Source organism: Companilactobacillus ginsenosidimutans (assembly GCF_001050475.1).
GTDB classification, from domain to species: domain Bacteria; phylum Bacillota; class Bacilli; order Lactobacillales; family Lactobacillaceae; genus Companilactobacillus; species Companilactobacillus ginsenosidimutans.
The window spans coordinates 889,079-911,806 of sequence record NZ_CP012034.1 but is presented as its reverse complement, the minus strand read 5'-3'; the positions used below and the strand labels follow the sequence as shown (position 1 = coordinate 911,806).

The window sequence follows — 22,728 nt, the reverse complement described above, 5'->3', positions numbered from 1 at the left end:
ATTGCCTTCCAGTATACTCGAAGGTCTATCATGATTTTCATAATATTAATTACAATAATTAAGCGTAATCACAGATGTTTTTCAATGTAGTGATGTAAAATAAAAACGTATGATGCTTGGAGAAGGAGTAAGGGAAATATGGCAACTGAAAAATCAGCGGTGTTTATTATTTTTGGAGGTTCAGGGGACCTCGCCCACAGAAAACTTTATCCTGCCATGTACAGCCTATACAAGACAGGAGTATTAAAAGATCATTTTGCTGTAATCGGGACAGCAAGAAGACCTTGGAGTGACGATTATTACCGTTCAACAGTAATTGACTCATTGAAGGATTTTGACAATGATGAAAAAGCCATGGAAGACTTTTCAAAACACTTTTTCTATCAATCACATGATGTTAATGACTCCGACCATTACATAGCATTAAAGAAGTTAGCCAGCAAGTTGGATGACCAATTCGACACTGGTCACAATCGAGTTTATTACATGGCAATCGCACCAAGATTCTTTGGAACAGTTGCAGAGCATATTAATTCCGAAGGCTTGAAGACTGACGGCTATAATCGACTCGTTATCGAAAAACCTTTTGGCCGTTCATACGACAGTGCGCTTGAATTGAATAATTCATTAACAAAGACATTCTCAGAATCAGAAATTTATCGTATGGATCACTACTTAGGTAAATATATGGTTCAACAACTTACTCAAATTAGATTGAAGAACAAACAATTTGAGAAGTCTCTGAACAAAAAATATATTTCAAATATCCAGGTAACACTTTCCGAATCACTTGGTGTTGAAGACCGTGGTGGTTATTACGAAACAGCCGGCGTATTACGTGATATGGTTCAAAATCACATCATGCAAATTATCGGTGCTGTAGCAATGGATGAACCAGCAAAATTGGATTCAGAGTCAATCCACGAAGTTAAACGTGACGTTTTTGACAGTCTTCAAGACTTAACACCTGAGGAAGTTGATCAAAACTTTGTTCGTGGACAATACGATGAAGACATCACTGGTTCAAAAAAAGCTTATCGTGATGAGGATAATGTCGATCCTAAATCAAATATTGAGACATTTGTTGCTGGTAAAATTTTATTGGACAGTGAACGTTGGGAGAATGTTCCTTTCTATGTTCGTTCAGGTAAGAGAATGCCAGCTAAATCCTCTCGAATAGATATTGTCTACAATGACAGTGCGACTGAATTAGGATTGAATCCTAACACAACAGTGACATTTCTTATCGAACCAGAAAATGGTAGTTCAATTTTAGTTAATGGAATCGATTATCAAGAATCAAATCAATCCCTCATTAAGTTTCCAGAGAAGCCTAATTATTTCGATCATGAACGTGAAGCGTATGAAAGCCTTATGATTGATATTTTGGATGGCAACAAGATTCACTTTACACTTTGGGACGAGTTACAAAATGCTTGGAAATATGTTGATGTTATCCGCAATCAATGGGACAATGAAACTCCAGATTTTCCAAATTATATGAGTAATACTATGGGACCAGATGCAGCTTCTGAATTACTAGAAAGAGATGGTAATTCCTGGACCTGGGACGACTAAATTGGTGGTGCTAAATCATCGGATTTTTAAAAATTCCAATCATAGTTGAAGAAAACCGAAAAATCATCCATGTTGATATGGATGCTTTTTTTGCGTCTGTAGAAGAACGTGAACACCCGCAATATAAGAAAAAATGTTTGATAGTTGCACCTGATCCTCGTAAAAATAATCATCATGGTGTGGTCACCACAGCAAATTACAATGCTAGAAAATATGGTGCTCATTCTGCCATGCCAGCTCAACAAGCAATTGAATTAATTCCAAAAGAGAAATTAGTCATTGTTCCACCACATTTTGACTTGTACAAAAGTACTTCAGAATACATTCATAATATTTTTGGAGAGGTCACTGATACATATCAATCGGTTGCTTTGGATGAAGCGTATCTCGATGTCACAAAAAATAAACTTAATGAATCAAATATCATTAAAGTTGCAAATTATATTCAGCAAAGAATTGTCAAAGAAACTCATCTGACTTGTTCAGTGGGGATTTCGTATAACAAGTTTTTGGCGAAAATGGCATCTGATTATCGCAAGCCATTTGGTCGAACAATTATTTTAGGTGCATATGCTGAAGATTTTCTAAAACCAATTCCAATTGAAAAATTTAATGGGATAGGTAAGACCACTCAAAAGCGCCTTCATAACATGGATATTTATACCGGCCAAGATTTACAAAACTTGGAGCAGGATACTTTTATCGACACGTTTGGTAAAATGGGATATGTAATGTATAAAAGAGTGCATGGAATTGACGATTCTCCGGTTGAGAGCCAACGTGTCAGAAAATCGGTCGGCCGTGAACGAACTTATAATCGTAATATAGTGTATAGTGCAGATGTTCTGCAGGAACTAAAAAAATTAGCAAAAATGGTTAGTACTGATTTATCTAAACAACGCCAACACGGAAAAACAGTTGTCTTGAAACTCCGAGATTCAGATTTTGAAACAGTCACCAAGCGAATGACATTTCAGGATTACGTTCAAAATGAAGATCAGATTTACCAAATTGCTAGTGATATTTACACCAAGCTAAACATTAAAGATAAGAAGATTCGCTTGCTCGGAATTACCGTAACAAATCTTGATCCATTATCATATGAAGAGGTCAGATTAAATCTATTTTCAAATGAGGATAAATATGAATAAATTTTCTGAAATTATTGAAACAATTAAACAGTATGACAAAATTATTGTTCTGCGTCATACAAATCCAGATCCTGATGCATTAGGTTCTCAAAAGGGATTGGCAAATGCTATTGAAGAGGCATTTCCAAACAAGAAAGTCTTAATTGGTGGGAATAATACTGAGGGACTTAAATGGCTTTCGACAATGGACAAGCTAAGTGATGCCGACTTCAACGGTGCGTTAGTAATTGTCACTGACACTGCCAATACCGAACGAATTGACGATGAAAGATTTAATAGTGGAGATTTCTTGATTAAAATTGATCACCATCCAAATGATGATCCTTATGGAGATCAACTTTTTGTAAATACCGATGCTAGTTCATCCTCTGAAATTATTGCCGATATAATTGCTAGTTCTGATGAATTAAAATTAACTAAGACTGTTGCTTATTATTTATATGCTGGTATAGTTGGTGACACTGGTCGTTTCCTTTACCCAGCCACAACGCAACATACAATGAATGTTGCTGGTGAATTTATTGCACTTGGAATTGATGCTGCTGGCATTAATCAACATATGAACGAAGTTACTTTGGCACAAGCTAAACTCCAAGGTAAATTGTTTGATCGTTTGAAAATTGATGAATCTGGTGCTGCTGTTGCCGTGATTGATGATGCTTTGATGAATGAATTGGGCATTACACGCGAACAGGCAAACTCTGTTGTATCTGCTCCAGGACATCTAAAAGAGGTTCATTCATGGCTTGAAGCTACTGAAAAAGAAGACGGAACATTTAGAATGCATTTGCGTTCTCAAGGTCCTGTTATCAATGAACTTGCAAAGGAACACAATGGTGGTGGACATCCCCTAGCCAGTGGTGCGGACGCTAAGGACTTAGAAGAAGTAAATCAAATGTTCAACGAATTAATCGAGATAGTAAATAATTTTTACAAGAAAGGTGAATAGATGACAAAATTTTCGCAATACAACTTTAATGATGCAATTAACAAATCATTAGCTGAAATAAATTTTGAAGAGCCAACAGAAGTTCAAGAAGCTGTTATTCCGTTGGTTAATAAGAAAAAAGATGTAATTGTTCAATCTATGACTGGATCTGGTAAGACACATGCGTTCTTATTGCCAATCATGAATTCAATTACTAAGGAACCAACTGTTCAAGCATTAATTGCCACACCTAGTAGAGAGCTTGCCTACCAAATATATGAGGATACACAAGCTATTCTGAAAAACTATGATGAGGACTATAATGCCTTTATTTTCGTTGGTGGAACTGATAAGCAACGTCAACAGAGAAAACTGAATGCTCATCAACCTCAAATAGCTATCGGAACTCCTGGTAGACTTTGGGACTTAATCAAGGAAAATGATCTTCATGTTGAAAATGTTGAGCGTTTCGTAGTCGATGAAGCTGATATGACACTAGATATGGGATTCTTGGACGACGTAATCAACATTGCCGCCAAGATGCCGGAACACCACGAAACTGCTGTGTTCTCAGCAACCATCCCTCAAAAACTTGAACCATTCTTACAGAAATATCTGACTGGCCCTAAGAAAGTTGAAATTAAGAACAGCCATGTTATTTCAAAAAGTGTTGATAATTGGTTAATGTTCACCCACGGACGTGATAAGAAAGCTCTTATTTACAAGTTGATGACTATTGGTGAGCCTTACATGGTATTAGTTTTCGCCAATACTAAGAAGACTGTCGACGAGATTTATGACTACTTGAAGAATCAAGGACTTAAGGTTGCTCGTCTTCATGGTGGATTAACGCCTCGTGAGAGAAAACGTGTTATGAAGCAAATTGAAAACATGGATTATCAATTTGTCGTGGCAACTGATTTAGCTGCACGAGGAATTGATATCACTGGTGTCTCACATGTTATTAATGCAGAAATTCCAGATGACCTTGAATTCTTTATTCACCGTGTTGGTCGTACAGGTAGAAATGGTATGTCGGGTACTGCCATTACCTTGTATAACCCTGGTGAAGAAAATAAGATTGATGAAATCGAAAAGATGGGTATCAAATTTAACCCTAAAGAGTTGAAGAATGATGAAATTGTTGATGGATATGAACGTGACCGTCGTGGACAACGTCATGCATCAACCGAAAAGCTTGATCCAAAACTAGTTGGTTTTGTTAAAAAACAAAAGGTTAAGAAGAAGCCAGGATATAAGAAAAAGATCAAGTCTGCTATTTCAACTGAGAAGCGTCAACAAAAGAAAATTCAAAATCGTCAAGCTCAACGTGATTTGAGAAAAGCCCGTAAAAATAAGTCTAGCTACTAGTAACTATATTTATTGACTTTTAGGCGTTTTAAACTTAAAATTTTTACTGGATATAATAAATAGAACAAATCTTTCAGAGAAGGCTGATTGCTGGGAAAGCCTAGATATCGACTATTTATTGCTGCCAGTTAAATTAAATGAAAAATATATAATTTGTTGAGAGGCTAACGATAATCGTTGCAAACAAGGTGGTACCGCGCAGAGGCGTCCTTGAGTTTGCAGCGATTTTTGTTTCTAGGGAGAACAATGAAGAATTTATCAAGTTCAGAAATTAGACAAATGTTTTTAGACTTTTTTCAATCAAAAGGTCACACAATTGAACCTAGTGCATCACTAGTACCAAATGATGATCCAACTTTATTGTGGGTTAATTCTGGTGTTGCCACATTAAAGAAGTATTTTGATGGTTCAGTTATTCCAAAGAATCCAAGAATTACTAACGCACAAAAATGTATCAGAACTAATGATATCGAAAACGTTGGTAAAACAGCTCGTCACCAAACTTTTTTTGAAATGTTAGGTAACTTTTCTGTTGGTGATTATTTCAAGAAAGAAGTAATTCCTTGGGCATTTGAATTTCTAACAAGTCCTGAATGGATTGGTATGGATCCCGAAAAGCTTTATATCACAACTTATCCAAAAGATACTGACACTCAAAAATTATGGATTGAAACAGGTATTGATCCTAAACATATCTTTAAAGTAGAAGATAACTTCTGGGATATCGGTGAAGGCCCTTGTGGTCCTGATTCAGAGATTTTCTATGATCGTGGTCAATCCTTCAACAACCTTGCTGAAGATGACCCAGAGAGCTATCCAGGTGGAGAAAACGAAAGATGGCTTGAAGTTTGGAACATTGTTTTCTCAGAATTAAACCACTTACCTTCAGGTAAGTATGTTGAGCAACCACATAAAAACATTGATACGGGGATGGGTCTTGAAAGACTTGTTTCAGTAATTCAAGGCACTAAAACAAACTTTGAGACTGACTTATTCATGCCAATTATTGAACACGTTGAAAGTTTAAGCGACGGTCGCAAATACGATACAAATGAAGCTGACGATGTTTCATTTAAAATTATTGCTGATCACGCAAGAACTGTTTCATTCGCTGTCGGTGACGGTGCACTTCCTTCAAACGAAGGTCGCGGATATGTTATTCGTCGTTTGATCAGACGTGCCGTTCTAAATGGTAAAAAATTGGGCATTGATGGACCATTCTTATACAAACTAGTTCCAATTGTTGGTAAAATCATGGAAAGTTATTATCCAGAAGTTAGCCAACAACAAGACTTTATTGCCAAGACAATTGAAGTAGAAGAAAAGCGTTTCTCTGAAACATTGAACGATGGTCTTGGATTATTGAATGGTGTAATCGATGATCTTAAAAAGAAGAATGAAAAAGTTATCGATGGCGAGAGTGCTTTCAAGCTATTCGATACTTACGGCTTTCCTCTAGAATTGACAGTTGAGTATGCCCATGATGAAGGTCTATCTGTTGATGAGGATGGATTCAAGCACAACATGGAATTACAAAGAGAGCGTGCTCGTGGAGCTCGTGGCGATTTGCAATCAATGGGTATGCAAGATGAAACATTAATGGAAATCAAGACTCCAAGTGAATTCGTTGGATATGACAATGATGAAATTCAAGCAACACTAAAGGATATTATTGTAAACGATGAAATTGTCGATTCAGTTTCAATGACAGCACAAAAAGCTCAATTGATTTTTGACAAGACTCCTTTCTATGCTGAAATGGGTGGTCAAGTAGCCGATATTGGTAATATTTACGACAAAAATAATAATCAAGTTGCTGAAGTTATAGACGTTCAACACGCTCCAAACGGACAAAATATTCACTTGGTAAACGTTATTTCAGAACTAGATGTCAATGAAGAGTATACTTTGAAAATCAACGTTGATTTTCGTGAGAAAGTTCGTCACAATCACACTGCTACTCACTTGTTAGATCAAGCTTTACGTGACGTTGTCGGACCAAGAACACATCAAGCTGGTTCTTTAGTTGAACCTGGATATTTACGTTTTGATTTCAACAGTAATGAAAGTTTGAATCCTGAACAAATTGCTCAACTTGAAAAGATTGTAAATGAAAAGATTTGGGCTGCTATTCCAGTTGAAACTGAAGTATTACCAATTGAAGAAGCCAAGAAGAAAAAGGGTGCCATTGCCATGTTTAGTGAAAAATATGGTGACGTTGTCCGTGTTGTTGAAGTTGATGACTATTCAACAGAATTCTGTGGTGGTACTCATGTTAGAAATACTGCAGAAATTGGTCTATTCAAAATAACTTCAGAGTCAGCTGTTGGTTCAGGTGTACGTAGAATTGATGCAGTTACTGGCGAAGAAGCTTTTGAATACTTGAATGACCAACTAAATGAATTAAAAGCAACTGCTGTAAATATGAAAGTTAACCAACTTAAAGATGTTGCTGCACGTGCCGAACAATTAGTTGCTGAAAATAAGAAACTTGCCAGAGATAATCAGAACTTGAAAGTTCAACTTACTAGCCAAAAATCAGCTGAAGTATTCGATAAGGTTGAAGATATTAACGGATTGAAGGTTATTACAAATGTGATAGCTGCTGATGATATGTCAACTTTGAGACAATTAGCTGACAAATGGAAGAGTGAGAACAAATCTGATGTCCTAGTACTTGGTGCTGGTTCAGGTGATAAAGCTAATCTAGTTGTCTCAGTAAACAAAGATGGACAAGCTGCAGGTATTAAGGCTGGAGATTTGATCAAACAAATTGCTAAAGAGATTCAAGGTGGCGGTGGTGGCCGTCCAGATATGGCTCAAGCCGGCGGTAAAAACCCTGATGGTCTTACAAAAGCATTACAATTAGCTAAAGATATTATTAAAAATAATTAAAGTGTTCTATAATGGAACATGATTACTAACAGTCACGAATAATATGTATTGGAGGTTTTGCCATGAGTTCGCTTGATAAAACTATGAGTTTTGATTTTAATGAAAACAAAGGCAAAGATGTCAAAGAAACCTTACAAAGTGTGTACCAATCACTTGAAGAAAAAGGTTACAACCCAATTAATCAGATTGTTGGATATTTACTATCCGGTGATCCGGCTTATATTCCACGTCACAATGACGCCAGAAATTTGATTCTAAAACATGAACGAGACGAGATAATTGAAGAATTAGTAAAAAGTTATCTCAATCAAAATAAATAATGCGCCTTTTAGGTTTAGACGTAGGTTCTAGAACTGTTGGAGTGGCTGCCAGCGACTTATTAGGTTGGACTGCTCAAGGTGTTGAGATCATTCGAATTAATGAGAATGAAGAAGACTTTGGCTTAGACCGTCTTGGTGAAATTATCAAAGATAAGCAAGCCACGGGAATTGTAATTGGTTTACCCAAGAACATGAACAACACTGAAGGTCCAAGAGCTGATAAGTCTCGCGAATATGGCAAAATGGTCACTGAGAAGTTTTCACTTCCAGTTGATTTCATTGATGAACGTTTAACGACTGTTCAAGCAGAACGCATGTTAGTTGATGAGGCAAATGTCTCTCGCAAAAAGCGAAAAAAAGTTATCGACAAGATTGCTGCAGAAATGATCTTGCAAAACTATCTTGATGCTAAAGGAAAGTTAACGCGAAATTAGGTGAATTATATGAGTGAACAATCTGGATCAAACAAAGATTTAGACGAAGTTATTTTAAGTGATGACCAAGGTAACGAAGAAACATACAAAATTCTTTTTACTTTTGAGTCAGATGATTATGGAAAGTCTTATGTTTTCCTTTATCCAAAGGATGCAGAAGAATCCGATGAAATTGAAGTACAAGCTTTCTCATTCACACCCGACGAAAACGGTGACGTTGATGCTGGTGAACTAGATCCAATCGAGGATCCAGAAGAATGGGATATGGTTCAAGAAGTACTTAATACTTTTACAACCGACGATGAACAAGATATCTAAAAAAATTACGAATCATAAATTCTGCAGTATCGAATTTATGGTTCGTAATTTATTGTTTTAATGAGGATAAATTATCGATTATTTTGTTTGCCTAATTTGTGATAAAATTAAGCAATACATCGAACTAAATTAAGGGGATAAAATGTTAAGTCTTTTAATTGTTTTGTTTTTGGTCTATGGCTTTTACATGGGTGCTCGACGTGGTTTAACCATGCAAGCATTTTATACAATCGGGTATGCGCTATTTTTTGCCCTAGCTGTAGCAAGTTTTCGTTTCCTTGGCCCAAAATTTGAAATGATCGTTCCATATCCATCAGCAAACTTAGGTAGTGAATTTGCATTTTTCTCTACAAAAGTTGGAATGGGCTTGGATGATGCATTTTATCGTGCCTTCGCATTTATTTTTGTATGTTTCATTGGATGGGTTGTTATGAGATTTGCTGGTCTTTATTTCAGAAGACTAACTTACGTTCCAATGCCAAATGATATTAATTTATTAAGTGGAGGCATCCTGGGATTAATAGTCACATATGTGACTATTTTCATGATTTTATTAATCATGGCAATGGTTCCAGTTCCCGGAATTCAACATACACTTGATCACTCTTTTATTGCTTCAGCAATGATTGAAGCATCGCCATTCATTTCAAAATGGATTCCATCATTATGGATTGCAAGTGTTTAATTAAGAAAAGGTAAGTCAGGTTAATTCTGAGTTGATAATCGATATGATGTTTTACACGTATCTTTATTTGACGGGAATTAACCTTTTTTTGCCTAAGAAATATTAACGGAGAAAAATATGAATAATAAAGCGTTAAATGTTTTAGAGTTTGACAAGATCAAAGATGAAATTGCCAAATATCTAATAACATCACGTGGACAAGCTTTGCTTAAAAAGTTAATGCCCATGTCGGTTGAATCAATCGTTCATCGATTAATCGACCAAACAAAAGACGGAATGGATATTGTTCGTCTAAAAGGTGAGATTCCTGTTCGTAAGCTTGAAGATTTGCATGATCAAGCTAATCGTCTTAAAAAAGATGGTAATTTAAATGGTACAGAACTAGCTGCTATTGGACAGGTTTTGAAAAACACTGCCGAATTGAAAGCTTTCTTCGAACAACTTCATGATGATGAGGTTGCACTTCGTGAACTATTCAATTTGAGTAATGATTTAATTGATAATCCTGTTTTAACTAGAAGAATTGATAAATCTATTGATGAATCGGGTCGTGTACTTGATACTGCATCTGAAGATTTGCAATACATTCGCAATCAAATTAACAAATTAAATGAAACAATCAGACAATCGATGGAACAATATACTAGAGGGAAGAATACTAAGTATTTGACCGAGGCAATTGTTACTTTGCGTGACGATAGATTCGTTGTGCCTGTTAAAACGGAGTACAGGGCCAAATTTGGTGGTGTCGTCCACGATCAAAGTGCTAGTGGACAAACACTTTATATTGAGCCTCAAGCTGTTGTGGGCTTAAATAATCAACTACATGACGCCCAGACTTCTGAGAGATTGGAAGAAACTAGAATTCTAGCTGAACTATCTGATTTGGTTAGACCTGAAATTGATGACATTGTCAAAAACAATGAAGTTTTGGCCCAATTTGATTTGATCAATGCCAAAGCTAAGTATGCTAATCAAATTAAAGGAACTGAGCCATTAATTTCACGTGACAATATTGTCGATTTGAAAGAGGCCAAGCACCCATTGATTGATCCCGATAGAGTAGTGGCCAATGATATTAAAATTGGTGACGACTATCGAACTATGTTGATAACTGGTCCTAATACTGGTGGTAAAACAATTTCGATGAAGACATTGGGGTTGCTTCAAATCATGGCTCAAGCTGGTTTGTTTATCCCAGCTCACGAAGAAAGCCAAATTGGTGTATTTGACGAAGTGTTTGTTGATATTGGAGACGAACAGTCTATCGAGCAAAACTTAAGTACTTTCTCATCTCATATGGACAACATCATTAATATTATGAAAAACGTTTCAGAACGTAGTTTAGTGTTAATTGATGAGTTAGGTGCTGGTACTGATCCACAAGAAGGTGCAGCTATCGCGATTGCCATTTTGGAAAAGTTATCTGAGTCTAACTGCGAAATTGTTGCCACAACCCATTATCCTGAGTTGAAAATTTATGCATACAATGCTGAAAAAACAATTAACGCCAGCATGGAGTTTGATGACAAGTCACTTAAACCAACTTATCGATTGTTAATCGGTATTCCTGGAGCAAGTAACGCCTTGAATATTGCTGCCAGATTAGGCATGGACAATGAGGTCATTACTCGTGGAAGATCATTGATGAGTGGTGAAAGCCAAGACTTGAATAATATGATCAATGATTTGGAAAAACGTCGTAAAGAATTTGAAGCAAACAATATTGAATTAGAACAACAACTTGAGAAAAACAAGAAGGTTGAAGAAAGCTTCGAAACTGAACGCACAGCATTAGAGAATTCTAAAGACAGTGAGATTCAGGCTGCCAAAGTACGAGCCAATCAAATAGTTTCCAGCACCAAGAAGAAATCTGAGAAGATCATCGATCGTCTGAAAGAATTGGAACGTTCTGGGAATGCAGTTAAGGCTGATCAAATTATTTCAGCAAGAACTGATTTGAAGAATTTACATCAAGAAGATGTTTCTAAGAAAAATCGTGTTCTACGTCGAGCCAAGCGCCGTCAAGAACTCAAAGTGGGGGATGACGTCAAGGCTATCCCTTATGGTCAATTCGGTACAATTGTTCGAAAAGATAAGAATAATAAGTACGAAGTTCAGTTAGGTATTTTAAAAATGAAATTTGATGCCGCTGATTTGGAAAAAACACAATCTAAACCAGAAGAAAAAGAATCAAAACCAACGATGGTTAGAAGAACTAAGAGTACTTCACTTTCAAGCAAGCTAGATTTACGTGGTGAAAGATATGAAGAGGCCATGACTGATTTGGACAACTACATTGATGAAGCCTTATTAGCCGGCTATAATCAAGTAACCATTGTTCATGGATTTGGTACTGGTGTTATTAGGAATGGTGTTACTAAGTATTTGCAAGGGAATCCACGAGTTAAGTCATTTGGATATGCGCCAGCAAGTTCTGGTGGATCTGGAGCGACAATAGTTGACTTGTAGTATAAGTTGAATTAGTATTCTTAAAATAATAAAAGTGATAATATCTTTATTGAAAAGTTAAAAGGGAGTGTACACAAATGGTTGATGAAGTAACAGATACAAATTTTGATGATGAAACAAAAGATGGCGTTGTAATTACAGATTTCTGGGCAACTTGGTGTGGTCCATGTAAGATGCAATCACCAGTTCTAGACGAATTATCTGATGAAAATGATGCAGTTAAGTTCACAAAAATGGACGTAGATGCAAATCCTAAGACACCAGAATCATTTGGTATCATGGCAATTCCAACACTAGTTATCAAAAAAGATGGCCAAGTAGTTGATAAATTAACTGGATATCACAGCAAAGCTCAATTAGCTAAGATTCTTGATGGCTACACAGATTAATAGTCAAGTAAATGAATAGGAGACACAATCCGAGGAAGATTGTGTCTCCTATTTTTTTAGTTATGTACAGTAGAATAAAATACTTTTAGTGATTCAGGCTTGATATAGTAAACATACGGTCCAATATTTTTAAAGTTGACTATCACGCCAAGATCATGCTGAGAATTTAATGAACCAGATAAGTAACCTTGATGTTTATTATTGATGCCTTGAAAATCTGAGACATTGGTAATTTTCAATCGTGTGTGATGCTGTAAATATTTACTACTAAAATTATCCTTGGTCAAAATATAGCTATTTTTGGTAGCCAAGGTTTTGTTTATTTGAGATGTGGCAAGTTGAGTCATAAGCCAGCTGGGAATGATAAAGGTTAACATTACAATTATTAATGCTGTAAATATAAAACAAAATATAAATAGGGAATTAGCTTTCTTCATAGATTTTTTCCTCATCTTGATTATTTAGTATTTAAGATACTATTATTAGATCAAAATGCTATCTCGTTATTTTTATGACGGATTACTGAAAATATTATAAAATTATCACGAGGTGAGTAGACATGCCAGTGGGACTTGTATTAAGTGACATCGATGGAACAATTCTGGATGATAAAAATTTTATTGATCCAAAACTGCCAGCAAAACTATTACGACTGCGAAAAATGAAAATACCCTTTGTGTTGTCTTCAGCCAGATCACCAGAAGGGATGTACCCAATTGCGAAGAAATTAGGAATACTGGACAATCCAATAGCTTGCTACAATGGGGCATACGTCATTAACGGATTAAAAGAAAAAAACTCAACAGTAATTAGTAGTCACGAAGTCAAAATTTCGGAACTAACAGAGATATTTAAGATTCTTAATCAAGGTTATCCAACAGTTTCGGTTAATACATATTCCGAATGGAAATGGTATGTAAACCAGCCAGACAAGTGGACCGAATTAGAATCTGGAATAACCAATTTAGAACCAGCAGTGACAGATCTACACAAATTCATACAAAAGCACCCAGTGCATAAATTACTATTAATAGACAGCAAAAAAGTAATAGCAGACCTAAGAAATACGCTAGAAAACGTGAATTTTGCCCACACAAGCTTTATTCTATCCAAAGATAACTATCTGGAGGTAACTAACAAAAAGGCCTCCAAAAAGGAAGCATTAAAGGATTTAGCACAGTATTACAAAGTTCCAATAGAAAATACAATGACATTAGGAGACAATTTTAACGATGTGCCAATGTTTAAAGCCTCAGGATTAGGAGTAGCAATGGCAAATGCTCCCGAAAAAGTCCAGGGAATCGCTGATAAAGTTACACTGAGTAACAATGATAGTGGTGTGACAGCAGCATTAAGGGAGTACATTTAACTAGAAGTAACTTATTCAAAAAAAGGGACGAAAACCTTAGATGGTTTTCGTCCTTTGTTTAATACAATATAAGCTGATTAATGAAAAGAAGTATTTCTACAACTTGTTTAGATGGAGAAGAAAAATCGATTTGGGCTCAGTGGTGGCGTTATTCTTAGTGCGCGAAGCACACTTAGAATAAAATCGAGCTTGGAGATGATTGCGTACTTTGCAATTAGCTTCAAGTCGATTCACCACGTTCCAGCCTGAAAAATCGATTTTTCTTCGGAATCGGCAGTTATATTCTATTTTGCTACTTTGCCCAAACAATGATTTTGATGTATATTTAAGTTTCTAGTTCCGTTCAATTTGTATCAAAATGTTAACGATTTTATTTTTCAAATCCAATGAAAAACTTCCCATAGATGACAAACCAATAGAGTTTTGCACAGTCTCGCTAATAAAGCCAGACTCGAGTGAAAACTCAGGATTATCATTGTTAAGATTAAATCGTTGAATTACTTCAGGACCTGATAATGTATATTTGTAGCTAGTTTTTGATTGGTTAGTAATGGCTAATTCGCCAAATCCAGCGTTCTTGAAGACGTGGGGCAGGTCGTTCATGTCTTGAACGGCCAAGCGACGGCTTAAGTCTTTTCCAGCCCAATAGAGGAGTTCAGGAGTGTCCTTATCCAATAAATCAGGTAAAACGAAATCACGTAGTACTGACACCGCAAAATATTTCTCAGTTAAATCATTTTGGGTTTCACTGATTTCTGCTGTTTCAAGTGTTTCCTCGTTCTTTTCGTTTTCGTTCTCAATGTTTTTTTTGGCCATAGTTGTACTCCTTTTGCATAAAAATATTATATCATTAGTAAGTAATTTAGCGAACTATCAGGAAGATAAAATCGATTTCTATTCTATTTATAATGGGGTGTCGTTTTGAGTGATAAAAGACCAATTGGTTTATTAGATTCAGGTGTTGGTGGTTTGACTGTTGTCAAACAAGTTATCAAACAGCTTCCAAATGAGGATGTTGTATTTATTGGTGACGAAGCTCGTATGCCGTACGGAGTAAGACCTGCTTCTGAAATTGTTGAATTTACTCGTGAAATGGTAAAATTTTTGATTTCTGAAGACGTTAAAGCAATTATTTATGCCTGCAATACAGCCACTGCCAGGGCAATGGGTATCTTGCAAAAAGAATTTGATATTCCAATGTTTGGTGTGATTAAATCCGGTGCTATTTCAGCTATTAATGACAGTAAGTCAGATGATATCGGTGTTATCGCCACTAAATCAACCGTCGATTCGGGTAGTTACGAAGCTGCCATTCATGCGGTAAATGATCATGCAAAAGTTATTTCAGTTGCTGCTCAAAAATTTGTTGAAATTGTTGAAAATAGTACAGGTGATACAACTGAGGCTAAGGCAACGATTGCTGAAACTTTAGCTCCATTTAATAATTCTGACATCGATACATTAATTTTAGGATGTACACATTTTCCAATGTTGAGTTCACAGATCCACGATGTTTTGGGTGATGGAGTTCAATTAGTCGACCCTGGAATAGAAACTGCTCGTGTGACTAAACAATATTTAATTGATCATAATATGCTTTCTGATAACTCAGTAAAAGGCAAAGTTGAATTGCATACTTCTGCTGATCTTGACAGTTTTAAAAAGTTAGCCAAGGACTGGTTGGGTGACGGAATTACTGAAATTAATTTAGTTAAATTAGGAGATTAATATGCAAGAAATTATTATTGCTACTAAGAACCCAAATAAAGCCAAAGAGTTTAAACGAATCTTTGACACTGATAACTATGAAATAAAGACTCTTTTAGATTTTCCAGAATTCCCTGATATCAAAGAAGACGGAGCCACTTTTGAGGAGAATGCTACGCTGAAGGCCCACGCTGTCATGAATAAATTTCAGCTACCAACCATTGCTGATGATTCAGGATTACAAGTTGATGCCTTGTTTGGACAGCCAGGTGTTCTCTCAGCTCGTTACGCAGGTGATCACAATGATGCTGCCAACAACGCCAAGTTACTTTCAGAAATTGGTGGAACTCCAAAAGAGAAAAGAACTGCTAAATTTGTAACTGTGTTGGTATTTGCAAATCCTAAAAATTCTGAAGATTTAGTGGTACGCGGTGAAGTCAATGGATTGATCACAAATTTCCCAGAAGGTGATGATGGATTTGGTTATGATCCATTATTCTATGTTCCAGAATTAGGAAAGACGATGGCACAAGTTTCAATCGATGAGAAGAATAAAATCAGCCATCGCGGGAATGCAATCCGAAAATTAGAGTCAAAATGGAAGGATTGGATTGTATTGTAACCGTTGCCGTAAATATGCAATAATGCTAGTATAAGATTGCTAGTAAATTTTGAGGAGGAGTTATTATGACTGGTGGACAAATCGCAGGACTCATTGCAGCTATAGCTTTTGTTGTGTTAGTAATTTTCTTAGCAGTAGCATTAGTACAAACTGCAAAATTATTGAAGAAGTTACAAGATACTATTAAGGAAACAACTAAGATGTTGAACGTTATTACAAAAAATACTGATAGTATTCTTGATCAAAGTACTCATTTAGTTGATAAGACAAATTCATTGATGGACGATGTTAACAGTAAATCAAGTAAGCTTAATCCATTGTTTGATACTGTTGAAAACCTTGGTAATAAAGCAAAGAATGCTACTTCAGACAAGCCTAAAGAAGGATTCAGTTTCTCAAGTCTTTTAAGTCTTGCAAATGCAGCAACTGTTGCAAAAGCAGCATCAAAGTTTTTCCCTAGAAAGAAGAATTAGTCATGAAAAAAAGACGATTTATTGCAGGCGTTATATTAGGTAGTATTGCCGGATTCGTTGTTTCAAAGCTTCTAGTAAGTGAAGATGGCCAACGTATTCTTGAAAACGTCAAAACTATTCGTGGCGACTTCAACAATGGTGGTTTTGGTTTGGGAGACAAGGACAGATTGGTTAATGATTTTAATGAAAAAACTGAATCATTGAAGAAATCGCTTGTTGGAAAAACTGATGCACGTGATGATGAAGAAGCTACTGATATTGTCTTTGATGAAGATGATATTAAAGGTACTGGAAAAGATGGGGATCAAGCTTAGGCTTGGTTCTTTTTTTGTTGGAGCAGAGATTTTGGGCATGGAAAAAGACCAGGATGGTTTCGTCCTGGCCTTTTCTTTGATGTTCATAGGCGCGGTTCACTCTAGATGGAGTAGGGGCCGCATTTATGTTTTATAGTGGAAACGCTAAAAATGGAACTGGGCACTGCGTGTAAGCTGAACAAAGCTGCGGGGGTGTTACGCACCCCTCTTCGCTGTGTTACATCTTACACTCTGTGTCCAAGGGCGTTCCATTTTTGGCTCTATTCAATGTACTTAAGTTCTTTACTAGTATGTGTAAATGGTTCATTTCCATTTTCTGTTAGGTGGATGCAATCTTCAATTCTTACTCCGGCTACATCTGGGATGTAAATTCCGGGTTCGATTGAGAAGCACATGCCTGGCTTGAGGACCATGTCGTTTCCTTCCATGATTGATGGGAATTCGTGTTCTGATGTTCCCATTCCGTGTCCTAGTCTGTGAATGAAGTACTCACCATAACCGGCTTTGTCGATGATATCACGAGCTACTTTATCTAATTCTGCGGCTGTGATTCCTGGTTTTGCGGCGTCCATTGCAGCATATTGTGCTTCTAGATCAACTTTATAGATGTCTAATGACTTGTCATCTGGTTTACCGAAAGCTACTGTTCTTGAGGCGTCACTGATGTATCCATTGTGAACTGTACCTAAGTCGAAAAGAATTAGTTCATCTTTCTTCAAAAGGTTTTTCTCAGGTCCACCATGTGGATTGGCAGCATTTGCTCCTGCTTGGACGATGGTGTCAAAACTCATGTGCATGACACCTTTTTTCATCATTGCATATTCAATTTCGGCAACGACGTCTTGTTCCGTACGTCCTTCTTTGATGGCATCAAATGCTACTGAAAATGCATAGTCAGCTTCACGACCTGCAGCTTCAAGATTGGCAATTTCTTCAGGGGTTTTGATTAATCTAGCATTTTCCATGTAACGTGAGAGATTTCCTGGAAACTCAGCGTTAGGGAAGTGTTTTTTAACAATTTCAAATTTTTGTACTGTTAAATTATCTTTTTCAGTTGCCCAGTTTTTAGGGTCAGTTTTGACGTTTTTGATGTGGTCAGCAAGCATTCCCCAACCATCTTCATTGTCTAGATAGCCAAAGACATCCTTGTCCCACCCAGCTTTCTTAACTGAACCAACTTCAAGTGCGGGTGCAAAGATGAAGGGGTCTTGGTCAGGAAAAACAATTAATGCTAAAATTCGCTCTACCGGATCACTGTAAAAACCTGTAAAATAGTTAATATCGGTCGGATCAGAAATATAAGCGATATCATAATTGTTTTCGCTAAGATATTTTTGTAAATTTGTTAATTGTGTCTTCATGATAATCTCCTTTATATTTATCCAAAGTATAACACTGAAAATAGTTTTCTTATTGAAAAAATATGAAAACAAGTCAGATTAACCTCGTAAACGCTTGCAAATTACCTTATAGTTTGATAAATTAGGTATGACAAAAATGGAAAAATGAAAGAGTGTATTATTTATGGAAAAAAAGTGGTAACTATTTACGACGTTGCTGAAGCGGCAAATGTTTCAATGGCCACCATTTCTCGTGTTGTTAATGGGAATGCTAACGTCAAAGAAGAAACAAGAAAACGTGTACTTGAGGTTATTGATAGATTAAACTATCGTCCAAATGCTGTCGCCCGTGGTTTGGCAAGTAAGAAGAGTACTACTATCGGTGTTATATTACCAGATATCACTGACTTGTACTTTGCATCACTTGCAAAGGGTATTGATGACGTTGCCTCAATGTACAAATACAACATCATTTTGACTAGTTTACAAGAGTCAATTGGTGATGAGGAACAAATTTTGAACAACTTACTTTCAAAGCAAGTTGATGGTTTGATTTACATGGGTAAGCAACTTTCAAAGAAACTTAAACGTACACTTGGAAGTTCAAAAACTCCTATCGTCCTTGCAGGATCAGTTGATCGTAACAACGAGACAGCTAGTGTAAATATTGATTTTACCGATGCAGTTTACAATTCCGTTAGTCAACTTATTCAAAATGGACATAAGAAGGTTGCTTTCGTAGGTGGTAGTTTAGAAAACCCTATCGATGGTAAATTCAGACTTGATGGTTACAAGAAAGCCTTAAAGAAAGCTCATATCAATTTTTCATCCAATTTAGTCTTTGAAGCAGAATACTCAGTTCGTGCCGGGGAAGCAATCTGGGATGCTGTTAAGAATAGTGGTGCAACAGCTGCTTATGTTACAGAAGATCTATTAGCTGCAGGTATTTTGAACTCAGCTATGAAGTCTGGTGTGAAGGTTCCAGAAGACTTTGAAATATTTACAAGTAACAACACAGTGTTATGTGAAGTTACACGTCCAAAACTAAGTTCAATTGAAGAGCCACTTTATGATATTGGTGCGGTTGCAATGCGTCTTTTGACTAAGATGATGAATCAAGAACAAATTGATCAAAATACAATCAAGTTACCATACAGTATCGTTAAACGTGAATCTACAAAATAGTGTTCAATCAAAAAAACGGTTAATCCAATTAGGATTAGCCGTTTATTTTTTTGCGTTTTATAAATTCCCAAATGATGACAACTACATAGCCAAATGCAACTAATGTGAGTCCACCAGTGACAACTGCATTTAATTCATAAGGAAGGTTGAAATAATATGTCAGTATCGAATAAATTGTATTTAGCAGGACAACTGAGGCTAATGTCATAGACTTGTCCCATAGTTTTAATTGATGACGTTGTTTATAGATTGTGATTAATACCATGAATAATATTAAGATGATTGCTACAGTAAATAATGATGTTTGTAAAAATATTGGACTAAAGTACATAATTTATCTCCTTAAAATCTAACTTTATCATCTTATCATATAGTATCCAACAAAAAAACAGGTCATACCGTTGAGGTGTGACCTGTTATTAATTTCTACAAATTATTCTCCACCGAGAATGCCACCACCAGCGGCACCGCCGCCAGTAGCTCCACCAGTTTCACCTGTGGTACCTCCGCCGGCACCACCAGTTTCACCAGTGGAAGATCCACCACCGACGCTTGAACCGGAGCCTGTTCCAGCTCCAGCCCCAGCACCTGAACCAGTACCAGTTTCACTGTTACCGTTTGCCGTGGTTGAATTATTTGAATTTCTTGAACCACCAGTAGTGGTTGATCCTGTTGTCGTAGTTACATCAGATGAATCACTGTCATTAGCACTGTTACTAAATCCAGAAGTTCTTCCACTACCATTTTCAGAAGCAATCTCACTAGCTGACTTAGAACTACCATTAAGTCTCTTGACTACACCATAGCCGTTGTCACGACCGAAGTAGTTATTCCAGAATAGCTTGTAATTCTTAGCTTTACCACCAATGGCAAAGTTATCATAAGTCAAATTCTTAGGACTACCCTTGTAGTAGAGCGATTGTGTAGTATGTTGATTGACCTTTGAAGTCATACCATTGTATTCGATGGTACCAGTATTCGTACCAGTTTCTTTATCAACTTTATACGATTGAACGCCATCTGGGCGATTGAATTTCTTGTGAACGTTCATTACACCTGGATTCTCTTTGTAGACCGCGTTCGCCATACGCGACCATAGTTCCTGATTAATATCAGTAGAATTACTTGAGAGGTTAAAGTTATCATGATAGAAATTATCGTAACCAATCCATGAAGCAAGTGTTACACCGTCAGTACTTCCAAGGAACCAATTATCACGGTAGTTGTTTGATGTACCAGTTTTACCAAAGAGGTTCTTAGTACTGAAGTTTGATTCATAGGATAGGGCAGAAGCAGTACCTTTAGTAACAACGCCATGTAACATATTTTGAATGATATATGAAGTTTGTTTACTGAAGACTTTCTTCTTTGTGTGTTTGTGTTGGTAAAGAACTTTTCCAGTTGGATCAGTAATCTTACTTACAACATAAGGATTAACGTGTTGTCCTTTATTAGCAAAAGTCGAGAAGGCACTTGCTTGTTCAAGAACAGTGACACCTTGATCAGTACCACCTAAGGTAATACCTAATTGGTTGTACTCACTGTCTGTTAAATGAATTCCCATCTTAGACATGTATTTCTTGGAACTAACACCTTGTTGTCTAATGTAGTTGTACAAGTTAACAGAAGGGATATTATATGATTCTTCTAGAGTCTCACGAGCAGATATGAAACGGTTTTGAATTGTTTCACCGTAATCAGTAGGTGCATACTTGGCAAATTTCGTCTTGAAATCGGCAAGTTGCGTTTGTGAGCCAATCAGTCCATTTTCTATTGCCGGAGCAAATGTGATAAGCGGTTTGATCGATGAACCAGGAGAACGGTTGGTTGAGAATGCATGGTTAAGCTGTGACTTCTTGAAGTTAACACCACCAACGAAGGCAAGTACTTGACCAGTCTTATTATCAAGCAAGACAGAACCATTTTGAACTGGTTCAGAAACCTTAACAGTTTTACCAGTAGCAGGGTCAACACCGGAACCACTGTGCGTAGTCCCTAAATTGTCTTGGAAACTTTGAACTTGTGCGTTCATTTGTCTGTACAAGCTTTTATCAATAGTACTGTCGATACGATAGTTTTTATTATGTAATTCAGTGTCAGCTTGAAGGGCATACTTGTTGTAAAGGTTCTTGTCTTTCTTGAGATCTTTATAAGCTATTCCGTCATTCTTAGCTAAACGTTTGACGATGATAGTTTGAGCTTGTTGAGTTAATAAGTTATAAACATATCCATATTTAATTTTGTGAGTTGGGGCCTTTACTGGTTTCAAAAGATCATTCTTCAAATCATATGATTTAGCTTCATCATATTCTGATTGGGTAATCTTTTTATCACGCAGCATACGATATAAAACAACGTTTTTACGTTTCATACCAAGGCTCGTGTCACTCATGATTTTACCGTGATTATCATAAGGCGTATACACAGATGGACTTTGAGGCAAACCAGCGATGAAAGCAGACTCAGCTAAATTAAGATCAGCGGCGTTTTTACCGAATAATCCCTTAGCAGCTGCCTGAACACCTTGGATATTTTGCCCTTTATTATTTTTACCAAGGGTAACGGCATTTAAGTAGTCTTCAAGAATTTCATCTTTTGAGAAATACTTATCAACACGCATAGCTAGAAAAATCTCTACAGCTTTACGTTTCCAAGTGGTTTCAGATGAAAGTAATTGCATTTTAACAGTTTGTTGAGTCAACGTTGAACCACCAGTTTGGGCACCAATACCAGTGACGTCAGACAGAACAGCTCTGAACACTGACTTAGGTTCAACACCAGAATGTTTGTAAAAATCACTATCTTCAGTTGCGACAATGGCTTTTTTCAAATAGGGTGACATTTGTGATAATTGAACACGATTACCAACCAAGGTCTTTTGCAAGTCTTCAACTTTCTCATCGTTTGCGAAGTAAAGTGAAGTTGAATTGTTAACATCCTTTAGTTGTGAACGCATTTCTTGTTTATTAGGTACTTCAACTTGGTTAGTTAATGCTGAAACGTAACCAAATCCCAGTCCAATTGCCAAACTTAGCATAACGAAGAGTCCTGCGATAATGTATAAAACAATCCTACGAATAACTTCAATCGTAAGGTTTGCCTTTGTAGCAAAATCAGACCAGCTCTTAATTCCCTTTATGCTGTTGACAATACTATTCCATAAATTTTTCAAGTTAG

At 36.5% G+C, this 22,728-nt stretch carries 22 protein-coding genes; 17 read left to right on the top strand and 5 right to left on the bottom strand.

Annotated elements, in window-relative coordinates:
* Window positions 1–138 precede the first annotated feature (138 nt).
* From zwf to trxA, 11 genes are all read left to right on the top strand, one after another.
* Window positions 139–1,578 (top strand): glucose-6-phosphate dehydrogenase, encoded by a 1,440-nt coding sequence (gene zwf, locus ABM34_RS04845; RefSeq protein WP_048703885.1) that lies wholly within the window; start codon window positions 139–141, stop codon window positions 1,576–1,578.
* A 14-nt stretch (window positions 1,579–1,592) separates the two neighbouring features.
* Complete coding sequence (dinB, locus tag ABM34_RS04840) at window positions 1,593–2,729, top strand: DNA polymerase IV (protein WP_048703882.1); 1,137 nt, start codon at window positions 1,593–1,595, stop codon at window positions 2,727–2,729.
* The gene (locus tag ABM34_RS04835; RefSeq protein ID WP_048703879.1) at window positions 2,722–3,678 is read left to right on the top strand and encodes a DHH family phosphoesterase; all 957 of its coding nucleotides are present in this window, start codon (window positions 2,722–2,724) and stop codon (window positions 3,676–3,678) included. Before dinB ends, ABM34_RS04835 begins: the two co-directional genes overlap by 8 nt.
* On the top strand, window positions 3,679–5,028 hold the full coding sequence (locus tag ABM34_RS04830) for a DEAD/DEAH box helicase (RefSeq protein ID WP_048703877.1): 1,350 nt from the start codon (window positions 3,679–3,681) through the stop codon (window positions 5,026–5,028).
* A gap of 246 nt (window positions 5,029–5,274) precedes the next feature.
* Window positions 5,275–7,923 carry an alanine--tRNA ligase gene (gene alaS / locus ABM34_RS04825; RefSeq protein ID WP_048703875.1) on the top strand — a complete coding sequence of 883 codons (2,649 nt, stop codon included), beginning with the start codon at window positions 5,275–5,277 and terminating at the stop codon, window positions 7,921–7,923.
* Between the two features lie 62 nt (window positions 7,924–7,985).
* A complete protein-coding gene (locus tag ABM34_RS04820; protein WP_048703872.1) occupies window positions 7,986–8,243 on the top strand; it encodes an IreB family regulatory phosphoprotein in 258 nt (85 codons plus the stop codon).
* The gene (gene ruvX / locus ABM34_RS04815) at window positions 8,243–8,677 is read left to right on the top strand and encodes a Holliday junction resolvase RuvX (protein WP_048703870.1); all 435 of its coding nucleotides are present in this window, start codon (window positions 8,243–8,245) and stop codon (window positions 8,675–8,677) included. The genes ABM34_RS04820 and ruvX overlap by 1 nt, the downstream gene beginning before the upstream one ends.
* A 9-nt stretch (window positions 8,678–8,686) precedes the next feature.
* Complete coding sequence (locus ABM34_RS04810; RefSeq protein WP_048703867.1) at window positions 8,687–8,995, top strand: DUF1292 domain-containing protein; 309 nt, start codon at window positions 8,687–8,689, stop codon at window positions 8,993–8,995.
* 142 nt (window positions 8,996–9,137) lie between these two features.
* Window positions 9,138–9,680: a CvpA family protein gene (locus tag ABM34_RS04805; protein ID WP_048703864.1), complete on the top strand. Its 543-nt coding sequence runs from the start codon at window positions 9,138–9,140 to the stop codon at window positions 9,678–9,680.
* A 117-nt stretch (window positions 9,681–9,797) separates the two neighbouring features.
* Window positions 9,798–12,152 (top strand): endonuclease MutS2, encoded by a 2,355-nt coding sequence (locus ABM34_RS04800; protein WP_048703861.1) that lies wholly within the window; start codon window positions 9,798–9,800, stop codon window positions 12,150–12,152.
* A 77-nt stretch (window positions 12,153–12,229) separates the two neighbouring features.
* Entirely contained in the window at window positions 12,230–12,541 is a 312-nt protein-coding gene (gene trxA, locus ABM34_RS04795; protein WP_048703858.1) for a thioredoxin, read from the top strand.
* 56 nt (window positions 12,542–12,597) lie between these two features.
* Here the strand turns inward: trxA and ABM34_RS04790 are convergent, their stop codons facing one another.
* Window positions 12,598–12,978, bottom strand: a complete 381-nt coding sequence (locus tag ABM34_RS04790) for a hypothetical protein (protein WP_048703855.1) — start codon at window positions 12,976–12,978, stop codon at window positions 12,598–12,600.
* Window positions 12,979–13,100: 122 nt separating this feature from the next.
* Here ABM34_RS04790 and ABM34_RS04785 point away from each other — a divergent pair, with 122 nt between their 5' ends.
* A complete protein-coding gene (locus ABM34_RS04785; protein WP_048703849.1) occupies window positions 13,101–13,910 on the top strand; it encodes a Cof-type HAD-IIB family hydrolase in 810 nt (269 codons plus the stop codon).
* A gap of 333 nt (window positions 13,911–14,243) precedes the next feature.
* Here ABM34_RS04785 and ABM34_RS04780 read toward each other — a convergent pair whose 3' ends face one another.
* The gene (locus ABM34_RS04780) at window positions 14,244–14,726 is read right to left on the bottom strand and encodes a DUF2507 domain-containing protein (RefSeq protein WP_048703847.1); all 483 of its coding nucleotides are present in this window, start codon (window positions 14,724–14,726) and stop codon (window positions 14,244–14,246) included.
* A gap of 105 nt (window positions 14,727–14,831) precedes the next feature.
* On the opposite strand from ABM34_RS04780, the gene murI reads away from it, so the two are divergent.
* From murI to ABM34_RS04760, 4 genes are all read left to right on the top strand, one after another.
* Window positions 14,832–15,638: a glutamate racemase gene (murI, locus tag ABM34_RS04775; protein WP_048703844.1), complete on the top strand. Its 807-nt coding sequence runs from the start codon at window positions 14,832–14,834 to the stop codon at window positions 15,636–15,638.
* Between the two features lies 1 nt (window position 15,639).
* Window positions 15,640–16,239: an XTP/dITP diphosphatase gene (locus ABM34_RS04770; protein WP_048703842.1), complete on the top strand. Its 600-nt coding sequence runs from the start codon at window positions 15,640–15,642 to the stop codon at window positions 16,237–16,239.
* Window positions 16,240–16,304: 65 nt separating this feature from the next.
* On the top strand, window positions 16,305–16,712 hold the full coding sequence (locus ABM34_RS04765) for a DUF948 domain-containing protein (protein WP_048703840.1): 408 nt from the start codon (window positions 16,305–16,307) through the stop codon (window positions 16,710–16,712).
* Window positions 16,713–16,714: 2 nt separating this feature from the next.
* A complete protein-coding gene (locus tag ABM34_RS04760) occupies window positions 16,715–17,026 on the top strand; it encodes a hypothetical protein (protein ID WP_048703838.1) in 312 nt (103 codons plus the stop codon).
* A 260-nt stretch (window positions 17,027–17,286) separates the two neighbouring features.
* Here ABM34_RS04760 and ABM34_RS04755 read toward each other — a convergent pair whose 3' ends face one another.
* Window positions 17,287–18,387, bottom strand: coding sequence for a M24 family metallopeptidase (locus ABM34_RS04755; protein ID WP_048703835.1), 1,101 nt, complete (start codon window positions 18,385–18,387; stop codon window positions 17,287–17,289).
* Window positions 18,388–18,531: 144 nt separating this feature from the next.
* Here ABM34_RS04755 and ccpA point away from each other — a divergent pair, with 144 nt between their 5' ends.
* A complete protein-coding gene (gene ccpA, locus ABM34_RS04750) occupies window positions 18,532–19,551 on the top strand; it encodes a catabolite control protein A (RefSeq protein ID WP_048703832.1) in 1,020 nt (339 codons plus the stop codon).
* A 34-nt stretch (window positions 19,552–19,585) separates the two neighbouring features.
* Here the strand turns inward: ccpA and ABM34_RS04745 are convergent, their stop codons facing one another.
* Together ABM34_RS04745 and ABM34_RS04740 are read right to left on the bottom strand one after the other, a co-directional pair.
* Window positions 19,586–19,882 (bottom strand): hypothetical protein, encoded by a 297-nt coding sequence (locus ABM34_RS04745; RefSeq protein WP_048703830.1) that lies wholly within the window; start codon window positions 19,880–19,882, stop codon window positions 19,586–19,588.
* Window positions 19,883–19,984: 102 nt separating this feature from the next.
* Entirely contained in the window at window positions 19,985–22,723 is a 2,739-nt protein-coding gene (locus tag ABM34_RS04740) for a transglycosylase domain-containing protein (protein WP_048703827.1), read from the bottom strand.
* Between the last annotated feature and the right edge of the window lie 5 nt (window positions 22,724–22,728).

What these genes read in the sequence shown, in the direction of transcription:
- zwf (WP_048703885.1), top strand. Translation starts at nt 139, where the DNA reads ATGGCAACTGAAAAATCAGCGGTGTTTATTATTTTTGGAGGTTCAGGG.
- ABM34_RS04835 (WP_048703879.1), top strand. Translation starts at nt 2,722, where the DNA reads ATGAATAAATTTTCTGAAATTATTGAAACAATTAAACAGTATGACAAA.
- ABM34_RS04830 (WP_048703877.1), top strand. Translation starts at nt 3,679, where the DNA reads ATGACAAAATTTTCGCAATACAACTTTAATGATGCAATTAACAAATCA.
- alaS (WP_048703875.1), top strand. Translation starts at nt 5,275, where the DNA reads ATGAAGAATTTATCAAGTTCAGAAATTAGACAAATGTTTTTAGACTTT.
- ABM34_RS04820 (WP_048703872.1), top strand. Translation starts at nt 7,986, where the DNA reads ATGAGTTCGCTTGATAAAACTATGAGTTTTGATTTTAATGAAAACAAA.
- ruvX (WP_048703870.1), top strand. Translation starts at nt 8,243, where the DNA reads ATGCGCCTTTTAGGTTTAGACGTAGGTTCTAGAACTGTTGGAGTGGCT.
- ABM34_RS04810 (WP_048703867.1), top strand. Translation starts at nt 8,687, where the DNA reads ATGAGTGAACAATCTGGATCAAACAAAGATTTAGACGAAGTTATTTTA.
- ABM34_RS04805 (WP_048703864.1), top strand. Translation starts at nt 9,138, where the DNA reads ATGTTAAGTCTTTTAATTGTTTTGTTTTTGGTCTATGGCTTTTACATG.
- ABM34_RS04800 (WP_048703861.1), top strand. Translation starts at nt 9,798, where the DNA reads ATGAATAATAAAGCGTTAAATGTTTTAGAGTTTGACAAGATCAAAGAT.
- trxA (WP_048703858.1), top strand. Translation starts at nt 12,230, where the DNA reads ATGGTTGATGAAGTAACAGATACAAATTTTGATGATGAAACAAAAGAT.
- ABM34_RS04790 (WP_048703855.1), bottom strand. Translation starts at nt 12,978, where the DNA reads ATGAAGAAAGCTAATTCCCTATTTATATTTTGTTTTATATTTACAGCA.
- ABM34_RS04785 (WP_048703849.1), top strand. Translation starts at nt 13,101, where the DNA reads ATGCCAGTGGGACTTGTATTAAGTGACATCGATGGAACAATTCTGGAT.
- ABM34_RS04780 (WP_048703847.1), bottom strand. Translation starts at nt 14,726, where the DNA reads ATGGCCAAAAAAAACATTGAGAACGAAAACGAAAAGAACGAGGAAACA.
- ABM34_RS04770 (WP_048703842.1), top strand. Translation starts at nt 15,640, where the DNA reads ATGCAAGAAATTATTATTGCTACTAAGAACCCAAATAAAGCCAAAGAG.
- ABM34_RS04765 (WP_048703840.1), top strand. Translation starts at nt 16,305, where the DNA reads ATGACTGGTGGACAAATCGCAGGACTCATTGCAGCTATAGCTTTTGTT.
- ABM34_RS04760 (WP_048703838.1), top strand. Translation starts at nt 16,715, where the DNA reads ATGAAAAAAAGACGATTTATTGCAGGCGTTATATTAGGTAGTATTGCC.
- ABM34_RS04755 (WP_048703835.1), bottom strand. Translation starts at nt 18,387, where the DNA reads ATGAAGACACAATTAACAAATTTACAAAAATATCTTAGCGAAAACAAT.
- ccpA (WP_048703832.1), top strand. Translation starts at nt 18,532, where the DNA reads ATGAAAGAGTGTATTATTTATGGAAAAAAAGTGGTAACTATTTACGAC.
- ABM34_RS04745 (WP_048703830.1), bottom strand. Translation starts at nt 19,882, where the DNA reads ATGTACTTTAGTCCAATATTTTTACAAACATCATTATTTACTGTAGCA.